The following is an 18,049-nucleotide window of genomic DNA, read 5'->3' on the forward strand; positions in this document are numbered from 1 at the left end:
TACATTACAGTACGATAGCGATAAGACCAGCTGTCGTCCATGTCGGGAGGATGAATACGGATGGATATTCAGTTAGGTGTAATCCACTTTGTTTACTTGTCTTTTGTTGTAGCGATTATAGGTTTTATGCTTATGCGTAGAGATACCACACTTATTTGTATCGCAGGTATTTTAGGAATAGGCATATTGGCCACTACCTCAATTGCAGGTTCTGTAAGTGGAATATTTAATAGCTTCATCTATGCAATCAAAGAGCTAATTGGAACGATATTAATTATTTCAGTCATAGTCGCTTTAAGTCGTATACTCATTCGAACAGGTATTAATGAAATAATGATTGCACCATTAACCCGTTTCATGAAAACGCCTACATTAGCTTACTGGGGTATTGGTATCATTATGATGATCACGTCCTTGTTTTTCTGGCCTTCACCTGCTGTAGCACTAGTTGGTGCAGTGTTATTACCAGTAGCTATTCGAGTTGGGCTACCTGCTCTTGGTGCCGCTGTAGCGATGAACCTCTTTGGTCACGGTATCGCATTATCAGGTGACTATATTATTCAAGGAGCACCTCAATTAACTGCTGATGCGGCTGGTTTACAAGTTAATGAAGTCATGCAAGCTAGTATTCCACTTGTTATCGTAATGGGTGTCGTTACGACTGTGGTTGCCTTTTGGATGATGAAAAGAGATTTGCGTACGGGTAAATGGAACGATGGATTAATTGATGGAGCTTCGAATGGGATTAACCAACTAGCATCCGAAGGGGATGATGGCGCAGAATTATCACATCGAACTAAGCAAATACTTGCGGTAATTATTCCACTATTGTTTGCCGCAAACGTAGCAACAATGCTTGTTCTTAACTTGCAAGGTGGTGATGCAACCGCATTAATCGGAGGTACTTCTATTCAGATCATGCTCATTGTGACGATGATGACACATCGGGGTAAAGGACTGGAGAAAGCTACAAGCTACTTGATCGATGGTTTTCTGTTCGGATTCCGCGTCTTCGGCCCCGTTATTCCAATTGCTGCATTTTTCTATCTTGGTGACTCTGGTTTTTTTGCAATGTTTGGCGAGAAGCTCCCTGAAGCATCTCATGGAATCGTTAACGATCTTGGTGTCGCTTTAGCCCATGTCGTACCCGTTAACGGAGTTGTTGGATCTATCACACTTACGATAGGGGGGGCAATTACAGGTCTTGACGGTTCTGGGTTCTCTGGCATATCGCTTGCAGGTTCCATCGCCCAGCTGTTCGGACATGCGATTGGATCAGGCATTGCAACTTTAACTGCTTTAGGCCAAGTTGCAGCTATTTGGGTAGGCGGCGGGACGATTATAGCATGGGCACTAATTCCGGCCGCAGCAATCTGTGGTGTTAGCCCATTTGAATTAGCACGGCGTAATTTGAAACCAGTATTGATTGGGCTAATTGTAACGACGATAGTTGCTATGTTTTTAATCTAGATTTGGTTATTCTCTTTCGATATCCTATCATCTTGATTCGCACTTCTTCGCTTGCTTGCTGCGCCGTTGGAATAATCCCTTGACCTCGTTCTGTTAGATCTGACCCAGCGGCGCTATATAGCGCTATCCTGCTGCATCGCTCATCGTATTCCCATCCAAGTTCAATACACTACATATCATTCATTTTCCCTTCTACTTTTATAATTATAGCTTTAATACCATTCGAACTGTCTTTAGTATATGTCCGTCAAAATCGTCATCAAACTCTTCAATAACTTCAAACTTTTTTGCGTCATAAAATTGTCTGCCAATTAAGTTATCTTTTTTAACATTAAGGAAAACTTCTTTTGCCCCCTGCGATAAACTAATTCCTTCTTTTAGCAACACTGAACCTATCCCATTTCCTTGATGCTCAGGATCTATATAAATAGCCACTAATTCGACTTTCCCATCTTCCTTTACAAATGAAAAGTTGGCAAACCCAACTATCTTCCCCTTAAGTTCAGCAACGTATAACATCGAGCGATCTAACCTTCTTAACATCATCTCATCATTGTAAACAGACTTTAGGAATTTCTCTTGGGACTCAACTGGTATTAGTCCATCGTAGGTTGCATTCCAACTTGTTTTAGCCACATGTTGAACGTGTTGAATGTCACTTAGTTGCATTGTACGAATCGAGAACTCCATTTGAACACCCCTAATTTATGGTATTTGCTCTGATTATATTACGAAATGAGCGGTATGTCTCAAAAATCTTGTACCTTATTCGAAGAGAGGCCTTTTCTCTAGTTTTTCTTTTTCCGCTATTTTCTGTTGATAAATTGATTAAAAGCAGCCATTCTTACCCACAATAAAAAGAATGATTTGCTTATCATCTTCTAATGGTGTATTATTTGACCTTACCACTACTGACATCAATCATAATGGGGGCATGTATAAATGCAAGAAAAAACGAAGCTTCAGTCAGGACAGACGCTAATTACTAATAGAGATTTTGAAAAAGCAATTTCTGAAAAAATTGAAATCAAAACGATGCAAGGCGGAATGCAGATTAGACCTACATCTGCAATTATTGGTTACAACGATACTTCCGTTCGTATGTCTGATGGTAGCATCATTCACAGAAGTGCAAACACATTTTATGTCAATTAATTGAGAAAGAGACCGACACTTGTGTCGGTCTTTTTTTGATTTGCCATTATTACTATTAATAACACCGACGTTCGAAAGATTGCATGACTCAAATATTCTCTCATTAGATGCCTTTAATATCCTTTTACAATATTTTGAATTTATTAGCTTAGGGTCTAGATACGAAATAAAAGTTGATTGATAAAATAAAGTAACTAGATAAGAAATGAACAGTAGCAGAGGATAGTTTTTAAAGGTTGAAAAGTGAACATATTGCAAGCGAACGTTTGTGCAAAAATCTACCCTAAAGAGAATGTATATTGTACTTTGGCTGATTACACCTATTAACTTACTTTTATTTTACTTAATTGTAAATTAAATACTCTTGAAAAGAGTCTCTTCTTACCTGCGCTTCAAGAAAATTACCAATACATCCTTGTGTTTTCTTTTAACGCCTCCACATCCTCATTCAATTACGATCACCTGATCATCCTTTAGCCTTGTCACATTACAGTTCTCTTGAATTTCGAACTCCCTAATCCTCTCTTCTAATGTTTTACCCCCATTATCTAGAAACACATCTTCTCTATCGTAGTGAAGAAATATGAGTTTGTCAGTTTTGTTTAATGCCTCATAATCGTTCATGTTGTGGATGTTCATCTCTGGAGTAAAGTGATGCTAGTTTTTTCAAAATATTATCCGCACCACTTCGCTTCACATGAAATAATAAGTGAAACGGATTGCCACCACAAATGTAAATGGCATCCGCCCCAGTAAGGCTTTCTGGATTTTCAAACTCAATGTCTAGAAAATCAACATTTTGATATCCCATTTCTATAAAATCCTGTTTAGCCTTCTGCGCGTATGGGCTATTGTCACTATAAAATCCGCATGAAGTTAGTAATAATTTTGTCATCACTAGCACTCTCTTTCATTTCATCTTCTTAACTAACAGATTCTGTAGCTAACTCAAATGCCTGATTCGGGTCAGTTGTATTATATTGCTTCATCCACGTATGAATATCACCTTCGAAAGCGATCCTACCCTTATGTAATAGGATCATATGACAATCTACGTTTATTAACTCATTAAGCTGATGTGTGGATACAACTACAGTCTTTTTTTGCTCAACTAATCCTTGAATCGATCTATAAATTTGTTTCCTCGAAACAGGATCAACGCCGCTCGTTGGCTCGTCCAATAAATATAAACTGTGTTCTACTTGTGTGAGAGCATTTACAAACAACCATTTTCGCTCACCTATCGACATCTTCCCTATCTTTAGATTCCATAATCGGTTAATCAATTCTTTATTACGAGCGTTGTGAGAAGATAAATAGTCAAAAGGATCGTTGCTCACCATTACACCGCTTATTCGTCTAATAAACTTAACAAAATCTTTTGCTGTTATATCATTTGAGTAAAATATCGATTGTGTTAAATAAAGAATCTGAGCTGTTTCAGGAAATTTCAAAGTACCAGAAAGTGGACTAATAATGCCTGAGATATAATCAAATAAAGTCTTTTTTCCCGCTCCATTTTGTCCAACTAATACATTAATTATATTCGGATTTAATTGAAAGCTAACTTCCTCAAATAACATTCTTTTTGAACCTTTATACTTATAAGCGACGTTGTCAGCACGCATAATTTAGAACCCCCTATCTTTGAACGTAAGAGATTAGATTTATTTTTCTATACGTAATTAGACCTGCTAGTATATATACCAGCAGTACAATAAGTATCGGAAAGTTCCACGTTTCAGTCATAATACTTAAACAAATGTTATGAATAACATAAAACGGATTGATGAGCGTAAAAATCGCAAATGGAAGACTGAACACGATGAGGAGGAAAGAATATAAAATAAGGTCAATTAATAATATTTTCATATATGTACCAACAATGATATTGAATAAAAACAAACTCATACAAGTAATCAGAAATGGCGTTAATAAACTTGATAAAATAATTGGAAGTTTGCTCCCTGCTATTAATACATAGGTTTTGAGCCAACCGTTTTCTCGCATTCCAGCAAGCTGTAACCCAATACCATTAACAAAAGTGATTACTATAACATATGTCCAAAATAATGAAAGGTAGTTCAGCACAGCTTGGTCATTATCTAAGTCGATAACACGACTTCGCTGATAAAGAATAGCAAGCACAATAGGTAAAATAAGCGACCATCTATAGATGTCTAGTCAACTGCGAAGATAATCATAATTCTAAAAATTTGCATTTGTAAAAGTTTTCCACGTCAATCAGAAATCTACAATACTTATAACTACTAATGATCAATGAGTAACATTTTCCTCACAATAATAATTAAAAAACCGTAAGACGGTAACTTCTCTCGGAGCTTTCATCTTACGGGTTTTATTATTGATTCTGTACTTGTTTTGATTCAGAAACTAAATCCACTTTACTCGGCCAAAATGCCTTCTTCCCTAGAATCGTTGTAATTGCTGGCACAAGAAACGGCCTAACGATGAATGTATCTAACAAAACACCAAGCGCCGTAATTAATCCGAACTGAAGGAGCACTTGAATTGGTAGCGATGCAAGTACAGCAAATGTGGCAGCAAGGATAAGTCCTGCTGAAGTAATGACTCCCCCTGTCTCACTAACCCCTTCCTTAATCGCTTGTTTGAGCGGCATATGTTTACGCTTTTGCCAAATGCTCGATATCATAAATATATTGTAGTCTTCACCAAGTGCAATTAAGAAAACAAAAGCGTAGAGCGGGATAGATCCTTGAATGGCATCAAAGCCCATCACATAGTGAAGAATTACCCACCCTAACCCTAATGCAGCAACATAGGAAAGCAAGACGGTTCCGATCAAATATAACGTTGCAACAACTGATCGAAGATAAACGAGCAACAATAACATAATTAATCCGATAACAAGTGGTATGATGACGAGGTTGTCTTGAATGGTAAGTTCTCTTGTATCATATTGAGAAGCCGTTTGACCGCCGATCCATACCTTCTCTTCTGTATTTGCTACATTTGATAATAGAAGTGCTTCACTAACCGCTTCCCGAAGTAGAGGAATCGTATCCATTGCTTCCTCTGAATAAGGATTGATGTCTAAAACTACCGAATAGGAGGTTAATCCCGAATCACTTTCACTAACTTTTGGCTCACTGACACTATTCACGTGAGGGATCCCCGACAATTTGGCTAGAGCATCTACCGCTTTGCCGTCCGTTCTCAACACTACTGTGATTGGAGCGAGATCTCCTGGCGTATAGGCATCTGCAATTACGTTAAAGCCTTCACGAGATGGCATATCCTCAGGAAATGATGAGAGCATATCATACGTATATTTGATTCCTATTGCAAACGATGCTAATAAGCCTAAAAGCAGAATCGACGACATAACAACTAACCAAGGTTTCTTAACGACGAGATTTCCGATCTTAGAACCTAATGTCTTCTCCTCATCTTTCTGCTTAAAGGGTTTACCACGTTTCTCCGATCTCTGCTTCTCCATTTCTTCCGTACGTGGAATAAACGGATAAAATGATGCCCTGCCAACAATCGACATGATCGCAGGTACAAGCGTTAAGCTCGCAACCATCATAATAAGGATGGATAAGCTAAAAGGCACTGCAAACCGCTCAAAAGCTCCATACTTCGCTGCAAGTAATGCAAACAACGAGATAACGACTGTGAAGCCGCTCATAGCTATAGCTCCGGATGAACCTTTAAACGCTTCTATTAGAGCAGTGAAGCGATTGCTTTCATGAGTCAGTTCCCTTCTGAAGCGTGTAATGAAAAATAGACAATAATCAGTACCAGCTCCAAAGAGCAAAACAGTCATAATGGCAATCGCTTGCGAATCAACAGTAATCCATCCTTCCCCTGCCATCCAGCCAAGGAGAGGGCTTGTCACACCATACGCGAATCCAACACCCGCTAGTGGAATAATTGCTAATATTGGTGAGCGATAGATGAGTAATAGCAATACGAGTACAATAATAACCGTGGCCATCAATAGTACAAAATCAGCATTTTTGAAAAGATCCGTCGCATCGACCGAAATCCCTACTGGTCCACTAATACGAACACTAAGCTCCGAACTGGATTCAATTGCAACAGCGAACGGATCTGCACCCGACGCTACCTTCACTCTATCTTTAATTGCCTCCATGTTTTCTTTAAGAAGTTCCGTTTCCGTCGCTTCTGCAAACAATACGGGTTGAACAAATGTCGTTCCGTCCTTTGACGATAGTGTAGAAAGAGGGATACCCATCGTGTGAAGTGGAACTTGTTCACCTTGCGCCTTTAGCGGCACTTCTGTAAGACTTTTGGACAATTCACTTATGAGCGAATAATCCGCTTCCGTTAATCCGCCTACCCTATGCCATACGACTAAGGCAGGTACACCTGACGAATTAGGAAAATGTTCTTTAATGATCTCGTCTGCAACAACAGACGGGCTATCTGTTTCTAGGTTTGGTGCATTATTTTTCTCCTTATCACCTACAGCTGGCAATGTCAGTGTTAGCAAAACAACAGCAACAATCCAGACGATTAGTGTGATCCAACGTGTTCGCGGACCAGCGAATGCTAAACCAAGTTTTTCGATCATTTCTTTTTCCTCCGTTTCACATCTAACCCATTTTCGTTTACAATTATATCAACCTTCATATTAATTATATATACCCGAAGGTTAATTAATCAATCGTTATTTTTGACACCTTTGAATGGAGTGTTATGCGTTGAAACAAGATCAACCGAAACGTAAACCAGGAAGACCTAAAGCAACAGACTCACCCCAAACGAAGGGGTTAATTATGAGAACAGCTTCCTTTCTCTTCATGGAGCATGGATATGAAAAAGTTTCACTCGATAGTGTTGCAAAAGCATGTAGTGTTACAAAAGCTAGCGTCTACTATTATTTTAGCAACAAAGCTGCCTTGTTCACCGAATCTCTCCAGCTCGTTCTGAAGATGGCATACGAGCAAACCGCACTCATTGTTTATGGTCCTGGAACGCTACAGGAGCGTCTTTTTGAAGTGGCAAAAAAACATATGCGTAATGCTCATGTTGACTTCGAAACGATGATGCGCGAAGCCGCATCTGAATTATCCGCTGAACAAGTTAATGCGATTCGTGGCAGCGAGAATACACTTCACATTTTGTTGGCAGAAGTGTTTCAAAAAGCTATGGATGAAAAAGAAATTAACAGTAGTGATCCAATGTTGTTATCTCATGTATTTATTGCCACAATGTCCGTCCGTAATCGTAGAGAAATTGTGAACAATGCAGAAACAGTGGGACAATCTGCTCAAGAGATCGTACAATTAATATGGACGGGTCTTGCTCCACGAACATAACAAGATTCATACCAAAATATTATTGGAGGTTTTACCATGTTAAAAACTGCTATTGGCAGGCTAAGAATTATTGGACTACTGGAAGGAGCATCATTTCTTATCCTTCTATTAATTGCTATGCCACTGAAATATTGGGCAGATACTCCTGAGCCAGTCGCGATTGTCGGAATGGCGCACGGCGTATTGTTTGTCCTATATATGTTTGCTGTCGCTCACGTTACTATCGTTCATCGTTGGTCCATCAAGAAGATTGCACTTGCTGTTATAGCATCATTTCTCCCGTTTGGTCCGTTCATACTCGACAAGAAGATTCTTCGTAATGAGCGCTAAACGGTTAATCTAGCATTCGGTTTCGTAGATAAAAAGCTTAAATAAAAGACATATGAATTCACCCTTGTTGAATGCACTCATATGTCTTTTTGCCGTGCTCACTAGCAATGGATTTATCAGGAGATTAGATAGCAAGGAATATGAGTATACAATGCCGAATAAGAAAAATAGTAGGAGGTAATGATTGAATGGGGATTACATTAAGTCTATCAGAATTAAAAGATGCCTCAACTATACATGAAATGCAAATCAAAGCATTTAAACCTTTATTGGAAAAATATCAGGATTATGAAACAAGTCCTGCCAATGAAACGATAGACAAAATCATTACTCGGATCAATCAATCTATTACGGATTATTATATTATCAATGAGCTGATCGAGCATATATATGATGATGCAAAATCGTGGGAACTAGTTACTATCAAGCAAGAGGTAGGAAATTGTTATTTGTACGAAAAGCTTGGCTATAAAAGAGTAGAAAAAACTAAAGTTATCAATGATAAAATGACTATCGTATTTTATGAAAAAGTAGTTCTATAAAAATAGTTGCGATAAAGTTATATGGAAGTATAGATACGCCTTAGTTAACGCGATTGTGCTTCATAATCAAGGAGAGGATGATAGCTTTTGCGACCTCGCTTGTGGCTGTTCACACCAACTTCGGCGCCTTGTAGTTCGCCATAGACTGTCTCCACGGTAGAATCAAAATCTAGAATTGATTCCTCTAGAAGCCCGGGAGCGACGATTTTGATAGTCATCTCTCTTAGCTCTGGAATAAAGCTGGTGCTGGTTTGAGGGGCATTTTTCCATTAATGATTTTTGAATAATCAAAATATACACCTTTACTGACGCTGGGAAAAATATAAACTATAGTTAGATGCGTACAAGTAATGTAATTAGACGTGTCTACATTAATGAGGTTATGCATAAAAGGGGTGATGCTTCTAAGGGTAAAACTAGAATGTGCAATCGATCATTTAAAACAGCATTAGTTGCAAAGTAAGGGAAATACAACAAGTCGCTGACAGAAGTGATCTCTGATTGGATATTCTATTTAATCAAATTAGAGGAGATGGTATTTAATGAAGGTTCGCAAATTAGTGATGTTATTTGTTGTTGTTGCAATGTTACTCGCATTACCGTTAAGCGCAAGTGCTATTGACGCAGGAACGATTCAAGGACAAGGTAATCTTGTTGTTTCTGGTAATTTCGGTGGTGCTGGAAACCCACAATTATGGATCAATGTTTATAGTGTCGTTAACGGAGTAGAGACACTTGTAGGGCAAGCAGTTCAATCGGGACAAATGAACGTGTACACTGAATTTACTTTCACTTTTTACAACCTACCACAAGGCACTTATAAGATAGATTATTACGCCGGTCCTAACGCAGGTGCTAATTTCACTACGATTGCGTTCTATTAATACCTAATCGAAGGTGACGATATTCAATTAGTAGGAGAAGCCCCTCTAATCGGCTGATGATTCGTGACCTCTTGTGGATCACAGTTCAATCGGACGAACAAGGGCTTCTCTACATTTGAGCTGCTAATTCTTCATAACAGTAATCCATACTTCACAACGATAATCTTCTGCATCTATATCCCCTGCAAAAGCTTCCACAACACCCAATATAATCGCTTTAATGATATCTTCCACTCTCTCATGCTCCTTAGTAATAAGATTAAATCTGCTCATTTATTTTCATAAGCATATATTTGCAATAGCTTGTTTCATGATGGAACTCTACTTAGTTCCTTGCACACTCGGTTAAAGTGACGTGAGAAACTGGGAAAAAGTTTAAATTGTAGAAGTTTATTAATGGACTTAATGAATAAGTAAGAAAATAGTACTCCCAATGTAAGAATCCTCCGATAGGATAAATCTTACATCATGTAAATAGAAATGGAGTTTAGGAGAAATGTCAATCAAAATCGCTATGCCAAGAGTTATTTTAGCATTACTATTTACAATTCTTACCCTCTGTTGGATCAGCATTTTAGGAAATGGTGGAGTTTCTGCTGTTGCAAGTTGGTGGTTTTTGATTGGGTTCGGTGTCATCGGTTGTTTGCTCTTCATTCTTTCATTAAGCATGTTGGCTGGCAACGTACGGCGTAGAACACGTATCCGGAAAAGTTGGATTATAACCCTATTTTTGTCCGTAATAGCCATTTGGCCGCTAGGGTGGATATTCGATGTGGGTAAGATTGCATTTCCACTTAGAGTTGAGGTAGCTACTCCTGCAGCAACGGTTAGATTTCCGCTCATACAGCCTACTATTGTAAGCTCAGGTGGTGATAAACTGAAAAACAATCATCATGCAGTATGGCCTATGGAACGATGGGCTTATGATCTTCTTATGGAACCTGTGTCAGTGGGCAGTACAGAGCTTGACGACTATGGAATATACGGTGCAGAGGTGGTAGCCCCTTCCGCAGGAGAGATCATTGACGTCTATGATGAGGAGCAAGACGGGGTCCCTGGTACAGAGAATTTTGAGACGATGCTAGGAAACTATGTGTATTTACACATGGATGAGACCGATACTTATTTAGTACTATCCCATTTAAAGCAAAGATCAATTGTAGTTAAGGCAGGTCAGCGTGTTAAGGAAGGCGAGTTACTCGGTCAAGTAGGCAATTCAGGTGCTTCAAGCGAACCACATCTCCATATTCATCATCAGAGACAAAACCCTACAACAACACATATGTTTTTAACTGAAGGTCTACCTCTCTACTTCCGTAATATTTACGGTCCTGCTATGCCTGTTGGTGGAAATACAAAAGTAGATGGCAAAAACATTCCTACAGGTGATCGGATTACACCTTTATAATATTTGTTTGACCAACCAACTAAAAGGCATCCACCTCCTAATTAGGAATGTACAAATGCCTTTTAGTTGTACTGTTCCCCATTTAAAGAATAATGAAAAAGAAAAGTGCCGCAAGTGCAAAACGATAATATGCAAAATAGCTAAGTCTAAGCTTTTTCATTAAATTAATGAAAGTAACAACGGCAATCATACCGACGACGAAAGCTGTAATTAACCCGACAAGGAATAACGGTACATCTGACATTGATAAAAAATCACGGCTGTCAATCAGATCGGCGGCACTAGCTCCAAACATGATAGGTACCGATACAATAAATGTAAATTCCGCAGCAGCCTTTTGACTTGTTCCCGTCAACATACCACCAGAAATCGTTGATCCTGAGCGCGAGAATCCAGGCCATAACGATAAGATTTGAAAACAACCGATATAGAATGCTTGTTTATACGATATATCATCTAGCTCTTCCGCAACAACGGGACGTTTCGAACGGTCCGCTGCTATCATAAGAAAACCTCCGGCAACAAGACCAATTAAGACTGTCTCAGGTGCAAATAAATACTTTTTGATTACACCATGCAAGGCTATTGCAAGTACACTAGCTGGCATCATCGCAATCGCAACGTGAAGAGCGTTTAAGCCGCTTCCTTTACGAAAATTGAAATTAAGCATCTTGCGGAAACGTTTTTGATAGAGCACAAGAACTGCAAGTACAGCACCTAGCTGAATAACGACTTCAAACGTTTTAGCTCTTTCCCCTGTAAATCCGATTAACTCTCCTGTCAAAATAAGATGACCGGTTGACGATACCGGCAAAAATTCAGTCAAACCTTCCACGATACCCATAATAATTGCCTTAATGAAATCTTCCATTTCCTATGCTCCTTATGTATACAAGAATCATGTTTCCTAACTATACTTAACGATGGCTTTGATAACTCCAGTATAATTCAAAGCTTATTCCAATTCGACGAACACTTTCTTCACACACCTTACAATATTGTAATAAAAGAAAAAATGTAATGAAAGTTGAGGACAGAGGACACTAGCAAAACCACTCACAAAAAAAGACATCTACACAACCCAATCGGGAATGTGCAGATGCCATTTTGTTGTGACATTCTATTTACATCATTATGAAGAAGAAAAGAGCAGCAAGCGCAAAGCGGTAATACGCAAAGTAACTTAGACGAAGCTTCTTCATCATATTGATAAAGGTAACAACGGCAATCATACCAACAATAAAAGCTGTAATTAATCCAACTAGGAACAATGGCAAATCCGCTATTGTCAAAAATTCACGGCTACCAATTAAATCAACAGCACTTGCACCTACCATAATTGGTACAGATACGATAAATGTAAATTCCGCAGCTGCCTTCTGACTAGTTCCCGTCAACATACCACCAGAAATCGTTGATCCAGAGCGCGAGAATCCAGGCCATAACGACAAGATTTGAAAACAACCGATATAAAATGCTTGTTTATACGATATATCATCCAGTTCTTGAGCAACGATAGGTCGCTTCGATCGATCGGCGACTATCATTAGAATACCTCCGGCAACTAAGCCAATCAACACAGTCTCATATCCAAACAAATACTTTTTAATAACACTATGCAGAGCTACAGCTAGAACACTAGCTGGCATCATTGCAATCGCAACGTGAAGAGCATTCAAGCCACTTCCTTTACGGAAGTTGAAGTTAAGCATCTTAAGGAACCGCGTACGATAAAGCACAAGAACAGCAAGTACAGCACCTAATTGAATGACGACCTTAAACGTATCCGCTCTATCCCCTGTAAAACCTATTAGCTCGCCTGTCAAAATCATATGGCCGGTTGATGAAATGGGTAAAAATTCTGTCAAACCTTCCACGATTCCCATAATAATCGCCTTTATTAAATCTTCCATACCTCTCACTCCCTAAAAACGTAATAAAATAAATATTTTCTATATATAAGGTTATGCATGTCCGTATTGACTCATTTCACTTTCTGCACAATCCGTATAAATTTCAATCTTACGAATACGATGTTCGTCTCGTTCTTTAATAATGAAGGTTGTGTTTTGATACGTCCAAGATTCACCCGGTGGCAAATGAGGCTGCTGTTGATACAACCAACCTCCGATCGTATCAGCAACATCGCTTGGCAATTGTAGACCCGATGCTTCGTTAACTTCAAAGATTGATGCTTTCCCGTCTACCATATAATGTTCCAGTTCCAGTCGTTCAATCTCTTTCACTTCGTCAGCATCAAATTCATCACGAATTTCGCCCACAATTTCTTCTACAATGTCTTCAATCGTAAGTAAACCCGACGTCCCTCCATATTCATCCATAAGTATGACCATATGCACACGTTCCAACTGCATCATTCTAAGCAATCTATTGATTGGCAGAACTTCAGGCACGGTCATAACAGGTTGTAGAAGTCTTCTCATATCCGGCTCTTCATCATGATCATGTAGAAAGAGATATTTTGTATTCAAAACCCCAATTATCGTATCTTTATCACCTTTAGCGACCGGAAATCTAGTATACTGCTCTCTCTTAATGATCGCAATATGCTCATCCCTTGTGTCGTCAACAAACAAACAAACCATATCCGTACGAGGTACCATAATTTCTCTAGCAAGCCGCTCGTCGAATTCAAAGATACGATTCACATAGCCGAATTCGCTTTTGTTGATTTTGCCGCTTTCGTAGCTCTCGGAAATAATCATGCGGATCTCTTCTTCTGAATGGGCTTCATGCTCGTTAGTTGGTTTAAAACCAAATAGACGAACAAGACTATTCGCGGAACCATTCAAAAGCCAAATAAACGGATACATCGTCCTATAAAAAAAGATAATAAATGGTGCAGTCCGTATGCTAACCTTCTCAGGGTGGATGATCGCAATCGTCTTAGGCGCAAGTTCACCTAGAACAACATGTAAGTAGGTAACAAGCAAGAAAGAAATCATAAATGATATCAACGAGCCGAAACTTCCTGAAACTCCGAACAACTGGAAAATAGGATGAAGCAATTGTTCCACCGTAGGTTCACCGAGCCAGCCCAAACCAAGCGCAGTAATGGTAATACCTAGCTGACATGCAGATAAGTAGCCATCAAGATGTGTTGTCACCTCTTGGACTGCAGTTGCATTTTTGATCCCCTCATCTACCATCTGCTGGACACGACTTGCTCGTAGTCTAATGATCGCAAATTCTGTGGCCACAAAAAAGGCTGTTAAGACAAGCAGCATCGTGAACAAAATAAGCTTAATAGCCATCGAAGAGTCTCCCTTCGTTGTTGCTCTATAGTAAGGACACGCTCGTCCACCTATACAGCCTATCCCTTATTTTGCACACTCATACCCCTTCATCCTTTTATACCTACACGAACAATCACGCTAGAACGTATTACCAAGGAGGTGAATCGTCTTCACCATCTCTTTGAACTGCATTCGATTGCGTATCATAAGAGTCGACGTCCTGTTCAGAAACTCTCGATCCAATTAGCGGAAGCACGTCCGTTAACTCTCTAGGTTGTAACAACTCTATCGGTGACATTCCTCTGTCAAACTGGAACTGATCTCCCTCAATAACGACTACATACCTACCGTTATGTTTGGCAAAATGGATACTACCACCGAAGTCAGATAATAATCCTTTCACCGTAACTGCATCTAGTTTGAAAGAAAACGGCAAATCTGGCTTTTGCTCTACGAGCGCAGCCGATGCTGCTTCTACTTGCTCGTGCGACCACCATTCCTGAAGTTCACGCTTCTCGCTAGAAGCCCAAACTTCCACAGCATTTTCCTCTTCGCTTCGCTCTGCTCCACCTTCATCTTGCCACTTGTCGGCAATATATTGGTGAACCATCTCTACCACTTGTTCACCGATTACTTCAGGTAGTGGCTTCTCGTAAGAAACATATTTAAGGAAATCCTCGAAGTAACGAGCATGTGAAGCCTGATGGATTTTTAGCTCCCATGGCTCCATAATACCTTCCTCAGGCATATGAGGATACTGGATTGACTTGATGCTACGAGCACTTATTGCCATCTCTACATGTGAAATAAGGCTGCGCTCATCCGAAATTCTAGCAATCTTTGGCTCAAAATCACATTTGAGAAGGAAAAGGAACGGCGTATCAAAGAACGTATTAAGCTTGGACAGCGCAACAATAAACGCACCGCCGCGAACAGCGCTTGTATCCATATAAATGCGAACAAGTTCATCAGCTATCCCAATAAATCTCTCTTTAGAGTCTGCTTCTCTAAGTCGCTGGAACAAGTTATAGTTCTGATTACTATCAAGTTCATAACCAGGCTCCACCATAAATCTGCCGACCTTCGTTGGCGCATTAGCCGTATTCGGATTACGCTCAACTTTACGCTTTACTATTCTCACAAACTCTTCGTCCAGAAACTTCTTGATTTCACTATCATCATAATCGTCGCCATCTAGCGTTTGATAATGCTTGAATCGTCTACCGGAAGATGAAGTCGACTGCTCTCCATCAGTATGGATAACGAAAAATGATAAATATTGCAACATAAAATCCATATTTATAGTTCCTCCATCATCCTAGGTCACATCTACTAAGAATAGCATATTCCACGCCTCTTAATCACCCCTCATACAAAGCGGACACATTTATGTTGACACTAACACTTATTTATCCACCATATAGACGATATAAATGACCACTTCCACTGCGGTCATTTACTCTTCTCCAAATTACCCTTCCCAATCAGCAAGCAGCGGTGTTCTTTCGCCGCGATAGAACAACTTCAGCTTATGAAGTGCACGTGTACAACCGACATATAGCAGTTTAGCATCCATCGTCTCGTAAGCTTCAGCACCTACATCCGCAATAAGTACCGCATCGAACTCAAGCCCTTTCGATAGATAGACAGGAACAACTGTCAATCCGCCGCCATAGGTTGGTTGTTTACTTTGTACAAGAGATGCTTCCATCCCATTTGCGATTAAATACTGATGAATATCGTAGCTCTCTCGCTCTGTCCGACCGATAATCGAGATCGTGTCATATTCCCCTTTTGCTTGCCACTCTTTTGCAACTTGGAGTATAGAACAAAGCCAATCATCATTATTAACATGCTCTGCGATAACAGAATCTCCACTACGGAACACAGGTACAGCAGGTTTCACCCCACCAGTCATACTTCCCAAAATGTAGTTAGCAAACTCGATAATTTCCATCGTCGAACGATAACTTCGATTTAGTTCGAAGAAACCGGTGTCCTCTTCTTGGAATAGTCCTTGAAGCTCATTCCAACTATGAACACCTGTGTAGCCGTGTATTCCTTGCTGAAGGTCACCTAAAATGGTCATCGATACTGTCCTTTGACAAAGCCTAAGCACTTCTAATTGGAACGGTGAATAATCTTGTGCTTCATCGATCACGACATGATCAAATGGCGCTGAACTTAGTCCGTAAAGCTTCAAATGAATATAAGTTAACGGAGCTAAATCTTCCGCAGCTGCCATTCCACTCCCCAATCGATCCGCAGTCGATTTAGCGATTGCTTTCGGTACACCCGGAAGCGCTGTTTTGCCTCTGAAAAGCGAAACATATAGCTTAACAGCTGAGAAAGAAGGCATTTTTTTCACAAACGAATTAAGTTTCGCAAGTGCCTGTGCACGTATTTTCTTGTCTACAACACCACGTTGCTTAAGCTCCGACTCTAGCCAGCGACGAATACGACTCGCAAGTCTGTCCCTCTTCACCATGATCGTCTCATCGCCGTAATCTGTTTCGTACCATTCACGCATCATTTCCGGTTTTAATTCAAATCTTGGAAGCGGAATAAACGATTCCGTTGGCAATATGGTCTCTTGAAGTTCCGATATTCGGCCATCAATCGCCTCTTTAAACGCTATACTTCCTTTCCATCTGCCCGATGCATTCTCCCACTCTTCTTCCGTACGGCGCTCCTCGAACCAATGCATCATCGTCTCAGAAGGATCGCTTAATTGAATCGAATGGTCAAGCAGCTCAAGTGCCCAATCTCCGAAAGTAGTCTGACCGATATCGCCAACTCCAAGCTCAGGCAACACGCCAGAAATATAGTCGAGGAACATACGGTTGGGTGCAAATATGATCATTCGATCCGCACGTATCCGACCTTCATATTGATAAAGAAGAAAGGCAAGGCGGTGAAGTGCAACAGTCGTTTTACCAGATCCCGCCACCCCTTGGATGAACAACGCTTTATTACGCTCTGCACGAATAATTTTATCTTGTTCGCCTTGAATAGTAGAGACGATATCCCGCAGTTTATTGTCTTTATTTTCACCTAGTCTGAATAATAGAAACTCGTCGGTTACACCGTCTTCCTCTTGACCACGCACATAACTATCAACTAACCTTACTAGTTCACCTTGGCGAATCATAAAGTTGCGTTTCAAATGTACATGACCTGAAATATCACCGTCTGGTGATACATACTCAGCAAGGGCATCTCCTCCCGTGAAGGAATAAAACAAACTAGCAGCCGGAGCACGCCAATCGATAACTAGAAGCTCATTGCTGTTTCCACTTCTCGCGACGCCAGCTTTACCGATATAAAGTGGCTTAGTTACATCTTCAATTGCTACCCCATCTTGAAACATTTCTTGAAAGTCGATTCGTCCAAAATAGGGCTCCTTGAATGCAACTTCAAGCCGTTGTTTTCTTTCTTCACGCTGAAAATCGAGCACTTGCTCTGTAAAATCATCGCCTGTATATTTCGGCCCAATTCCACGAAGCTGTTCCTCGATATCCTGTAAGGAACTGGCTAATCTAGCCTGCTCCTCCTCAAATGCAATATGTTCACTCATCGTATTCCCTCCCAAATATAAAGAGCCGAGCCGCTTGCACGGACTCAGCTTCATTTTCTAATCTGTCATGACTATCCTAATAATGAATGGTCTATC

At 40.0% G+C, this 18,049-nt stretch carries 18 protein-coding genes and 1 pseudogene; 7 read left to right on the forward strand and 12 right to left on the reverse strand.

Features of this window, described 5'->3' with window-relative positions; all coding sequences use genetic code 11:
* Window positions 1–60 precede the first annotated feature (60 nt).
* Window positions 61–1,470: a hypothetical protein gene (locus I6N90_RS01385; RefSeq protein WP_197933729.1), complete on the forward strand. Its 1,410-nt coding sequence runs from the start codon at window positions 61–63 to the stop codon at window positions 1,468–1,470.
* A gap of 204 nt (window positions 1,471–1,674) precedes the next feature.
* On the opposite strand, the gene I6N90_RS01390 is transcribed toward I6N90_RS01385, so the two are convergent.
* Window positions 1,675–2,160 carry a GNAT family N-acetyltransferase gene (locus tag I6N90_RS01390; RefSeq protein ID WP_197933730.1) on the reverse strand — a complete coding sequence of 162 codons (486 nt, stop codon included), beginning with the start codon at window positions 2,158–2,160 and terminating at the stop codon, window positions 1,675–1,677.
* A 252-nt stretch (window positions 2,161–2,412) separates the two neighbouring features.
* Here I6N90_RS01390 and I6N90_RS01395 point away from each other — a divergent pair, with 252 nt between their 5' ends.
* A complete protein-coding gene (locus I6N90_RS01395; protein ID WP_197933731.1) occupies window positions 2,413–2,625 on the forward strand; it encodes a hypothetical protein in 213 nt (70 codons plus the stop codon).
* A 610-nt stretch (window positions 2,626–3,235) separates the two neighbouring features.
* On the opposite strand, the gene I6N90_RS24610 is transcribed toward I6N90_RS01395, so the two are convergent.
* From I6N90_RS24610 to I6N90_RS01415, 4 genes are all read right to left on the reverse strand, one after another.
* Window positions 3,236–3,520, reverse strand: a complete 285-nt coding sequence (locus I6N90_RS24610) for a Type 1 glutamine amidotransferase-like domain-containing protein (protein ID WP_232242484.1) — start codon at window positions 3,518–3,520, stop codon at window positions 3,236–3,238.
* Window positions 3,521–3,548: 28 nt separating this feature from the next.
* The gene (locus tag I6N90_RS01405) at window positions 3,549–4,253 is read right to left on the reverse strand and encodes an ATP-binding cassette domain-containing protein (protein WP_197933732.1); all 705 of its coding nucleotides are present in this window, start codon (window positions 4,251–4,253) and stop codon (window positions 3,549–3,551) included.
* A 13-nt stretch (window positions 4,254–4,266) separates the two neighbouring features.
* A complete protein-coding gene (locus I6N90_RS01410; RefSeq protein WP_197933733.1) occupies window positions 4,267–4,773 on the reverse strand; it encodes a hypothetical protein in 507 nt (168 codons plus the stop codon).
* 214 nt (window positions 4,774–4,987) lie between these two features.
* Window positions 4,988–7,207, reverse strand: a complete 2,220-nt coding sequence (locus I6N90_RS01415) for an MMPL family transporter (RefSeq protein WP_197933734.1) — start codon at window positions 7,205–7,207, stop codon at window positions 4,988–4,990.
* Between the two features lie 130 nt (window positions 7,208–7,337).
* On the opposite strand from I6N90_RS01415, the gene I6N90_RS01420 reads away from it, so the two are divergent.
* The 3 genes from I6N90_RS01420 to I6N90_RS01430 all read left to right on the forward strand — a co-directional run bounded on the left by I6N90_RS01420 (window position 7,338) and on the right by I6N90_RS01430 (window position 8,827).
* Window positions 7,338–7,955, forward strand: coding sequence for a TetR/AcrR family transcriptional regulator (locus I6N90_RS01420; protein ID WP_197933735.1), 618 nt, complete (start codon window positions 7,338–7,340; stop codon window positions 7,953–7,955).
* Window positions 7,956–7,991: 36 nt separating this feature from the next.
* Window positions 7,992–8,285, forward strand: a complete 294-nt coding sequence (locus tag I6N90_RS01425; protein ID WP_197933736.1) for a DUF3817 domain-containing protein — start codon at window positions 7,992–7,994, stop codon at window positions 8,283–8,285.
* A 188-nt stretch (window positions 8,286–8,473) separates the two neighbouring features.
* Entirely contained in the window at window positions 8,474–8,827 is a 354-nt protein-coding gene (locus I6N90_RS01430; protein ID WP_197933737.1) for a GNAT family N-acetyltransferase, read from the forward strand.
* A gap of 50 nt (window positions 8,828–8,877) precedes the next feature.
* Here the strand turns inward: I6N90_RS01430 and I6N90_RS25360 are convergent.
* Window positions 8,878–9,009 (reverse strand): annotated as a pseudogene (locus tag I6N90_RS25360) (IS1380 family transposase); the annotation flags it as partial.
* Window positions 9,010–9,369: 360 nt separating this feature from the next.
* On the opposite strand from I6N90_RS25360, the gene I6N90_RS01435 reads away from it, so the two are divergent.
* Window positions 9,370–9,711, forward strand: coding sequence for a hypothetical protein (locus I6N90_RS01435; protein ID WP_197933738.1), 342 nt, complete (start codon window positions 9,370–9,372; stop codon window positions 9,709–9,711).
* 123 nt (window positions 9,712–9,834) lie between these two features.
* On the opposite strand, the gene I6N90_RS01440 is transcribed toward I6N90_RS01435, so the two are convergent.
* A complete protein-coding gene (locus tag I6N90_RS01440; RefSeq protein WP_197933739.1) occupies window positions 9,835–9,984 on the reverse strand; it encodes a hypothetical protein in 150 nt (49 codons plus the stop codon).
* A gap of 223 nt (window positions 9,985–10,207) precedes the next feature.
* Here I6N90_RS01440 and I6N90_RS01445 point away from each other — a divergent pair, with 223 nt between their 5' ends.
* The gene (locus tag I6N90_RS01445; protein WP_197933740.1) at window positions 10,208–11,119 is read left to right on the forward strand and encodes a M23 family metallopeptidase; all 912 of its coding nucleotides are present in this window, start codon (window positions 10,208–10,210) and stop codon (window positions 11,117–11,119) included.
* Between the two features lie 82 nt (window positions 11,120–11,201).
* Here I6N90_RS01445 and I6N90_RS01450 read toward each other — a convergent pair whose 3' ends face one another.
* The 5 genes from I6N90_RS01450 to I6N90_RS01470 all read right to left on the reverse strand — a co-directional run bounded on the left by I6N90_RS01450 (window position 11,202) and on the right by I6N90_RS01470 (window position 17,953).
* Window positions 11,202–11,990 carry an undecaprenyl-diphosphate phosphatase gene (locus I6N90_RS01450; RefSeq protein WP_197933741.1) on the reverse strand — a complete coding sequence of 263 codons (789 nt, stop codon included), beginning with the start codon at window positions 11,988–11,990 and terminating at the stop codon, window positions 11,202–11,204.
* Between the two features lie 253 nt (window positions 11,991–12,243).
* Window positions 12,244–13,032, reverse strand: a complete 789-nt coding sequence (locus tag I6N90_RS01455) for an undecaprenyl-diphosphate phosphatase (RefSeq protein WP_197933742.1) — start codon at window positions 13,030–13,032, stop codon at window positions 12,244–12,246.
* Window positions 13,033–13,083: 51 nt separating this feature from the next.
* Window positions 13,084–14,394 (reverse strand): hemolysin family protein, encoded by a 1,311-nt coding sequence (locus I6N90_RS01460; RefSeq protein WP_197933743.1) that lies wholly within the window; start codon window positions 14,392–14,394, stop codon window positions 13,084–13,086.
* A gap of 130 nt (window positions 14,395–14,524) precedes the next feature.
* Entirely contained in the window at window positions 14,525–15,673 is a 1,149-nt protein-coding gene (locus tag I6N90_RS01465) for a DUF3900 domain-containing protein (protein ID WP_197933744.1), read from the reverse strand.
* 174 nt (window positions 15,674–15,847) lie between these two features.
* Window positions 15,848–17,953 (reverse strand): HelD family protein, encoded by a 2,106-nt coding sequence (locus I6N90_RS01470; protein WP_197933745.1) that lies wholly within the window; start codon window positions 17,951–17,953, stop codon window positions 15,848–15,850.
* Between the last annotated feature and the right edge of the window lie 96 nt (window positions 17,954–18,049).

The organism is Paenibacillus sp. GSMTC-2017, from assembly GCF_016019935.1.
Classification (GTDB): domain Bacteria; phylum Bacillota; class Bacilli; order Paenibacillales; family Paenibacillaceae; genus Pristimantibacillus.

Coding starts and splice junctions, on each gene's coding strand:
- I6N90_RS01395 (WP_197933731.1), top strand. CDS start 2,413: ATGCAAGAAAAAACGAAGCTTCAGTCAGGACAGACGCTAATTACTAAT.
- I6N90_RS01430 (WP_197933737.1), top strand. CDS start 8,474: ATGGGGATTACATTAAGTCTATCAGAATTAAAAGATGCCTCAACTATA.
- I6N90_RS01385 (WP_197933729.1), top strand. CDS start 61: ATGGATATTCAGTTAGGTGTAATCCACTTTGTTTACTTGTCTTTTGTT.
- I6N90_RS01405 (WP_197933732.1), bottom strand. CDS start 4,253: ATGCGTGCTGACAACGTCGCTTATAAGTATAAAGGTTCAAAAAGAATG.
- I6N90_RS01390 (WP_197933730.1), bottom strand. CDS start 2,160: ATGGAGTTCTCGATTCGTACAATGCAACTAAGTGACATTCAACACGTT.
- I6N90_RS01470 (WP_197933745.1), bottom strand. CDS start 17,953: ATGAGTGAACATATTGCATTTGAGGAGGAGCAGGCTAGATTAGCCAGT.
- I6N90_RS01440 (WP_197933739.1), bottom strand. CDS start 9,984: ATGAGCAGATTTAATCTTATTACTAAGGAGCATGAGAGAGTGGAAGAT.
- I6N90_RS24610 (WP_232242484.1), bottom strand. CDS start 3,520: ATGACAAAATTATTACTAACTTCATGCGGATTTTATAGTGACAATAGC.
- I6N90_RS01460 (WP_197933743.1), bottom strand. CDS start 14,394: ATGGCTATTAAGCTTATTTTGTTCACGATGCTGCTTGTCTTAACAGCC.
- I6N90_RS01450 (WP_197933741.1), bottom strand. CDS start 11,990: ATGGAAGATTTCATTAAGGCAATTATTATGGGTATCGTGGAAGGTTTG.
- I6N90_RS01425 (WP_197933736.1), top strand. CDS start 7,992: ATGTTAAAAACTGCTATTGGCAGGCTAAGAATTATTGGACTACTGGAA.
- I6N90_RS01435 (WP_197933738.1), top strand. CDS start 9,370: ATGAAGGTTCGCAAATTAGTGATGTTATTTGTTGTTGTTGCAATGTTA.
- I6N90_RS01445 (WP_197933740.1), top strand. CDS start 10,208: ATGTCAATCAAAATCGCTATGCCAAGAGTTATTTTAGCATTACTATTT.
- I6N90_RS01465 (WP_197933744.1), bottom strand. CDS start 15,673: ATGGATTTTATGTTGCAATATTTATCATTTTTCGTTATCCATACTGAT.
- I6N90_RS01455 (WP_197933742.1), bottom strand. CDS start 13,032: ATGGAAGATTTAATAAAGGCGATTATTATGGGAATCGTGGAAGGTTTG.
- I6N90_RS01415 (WP_197933734.1), bottom strand. CDS start 7,207: ATGATCGAAAAACTTGGTTTAGCATTCGCTGGTCCGCGAACACGTTGG.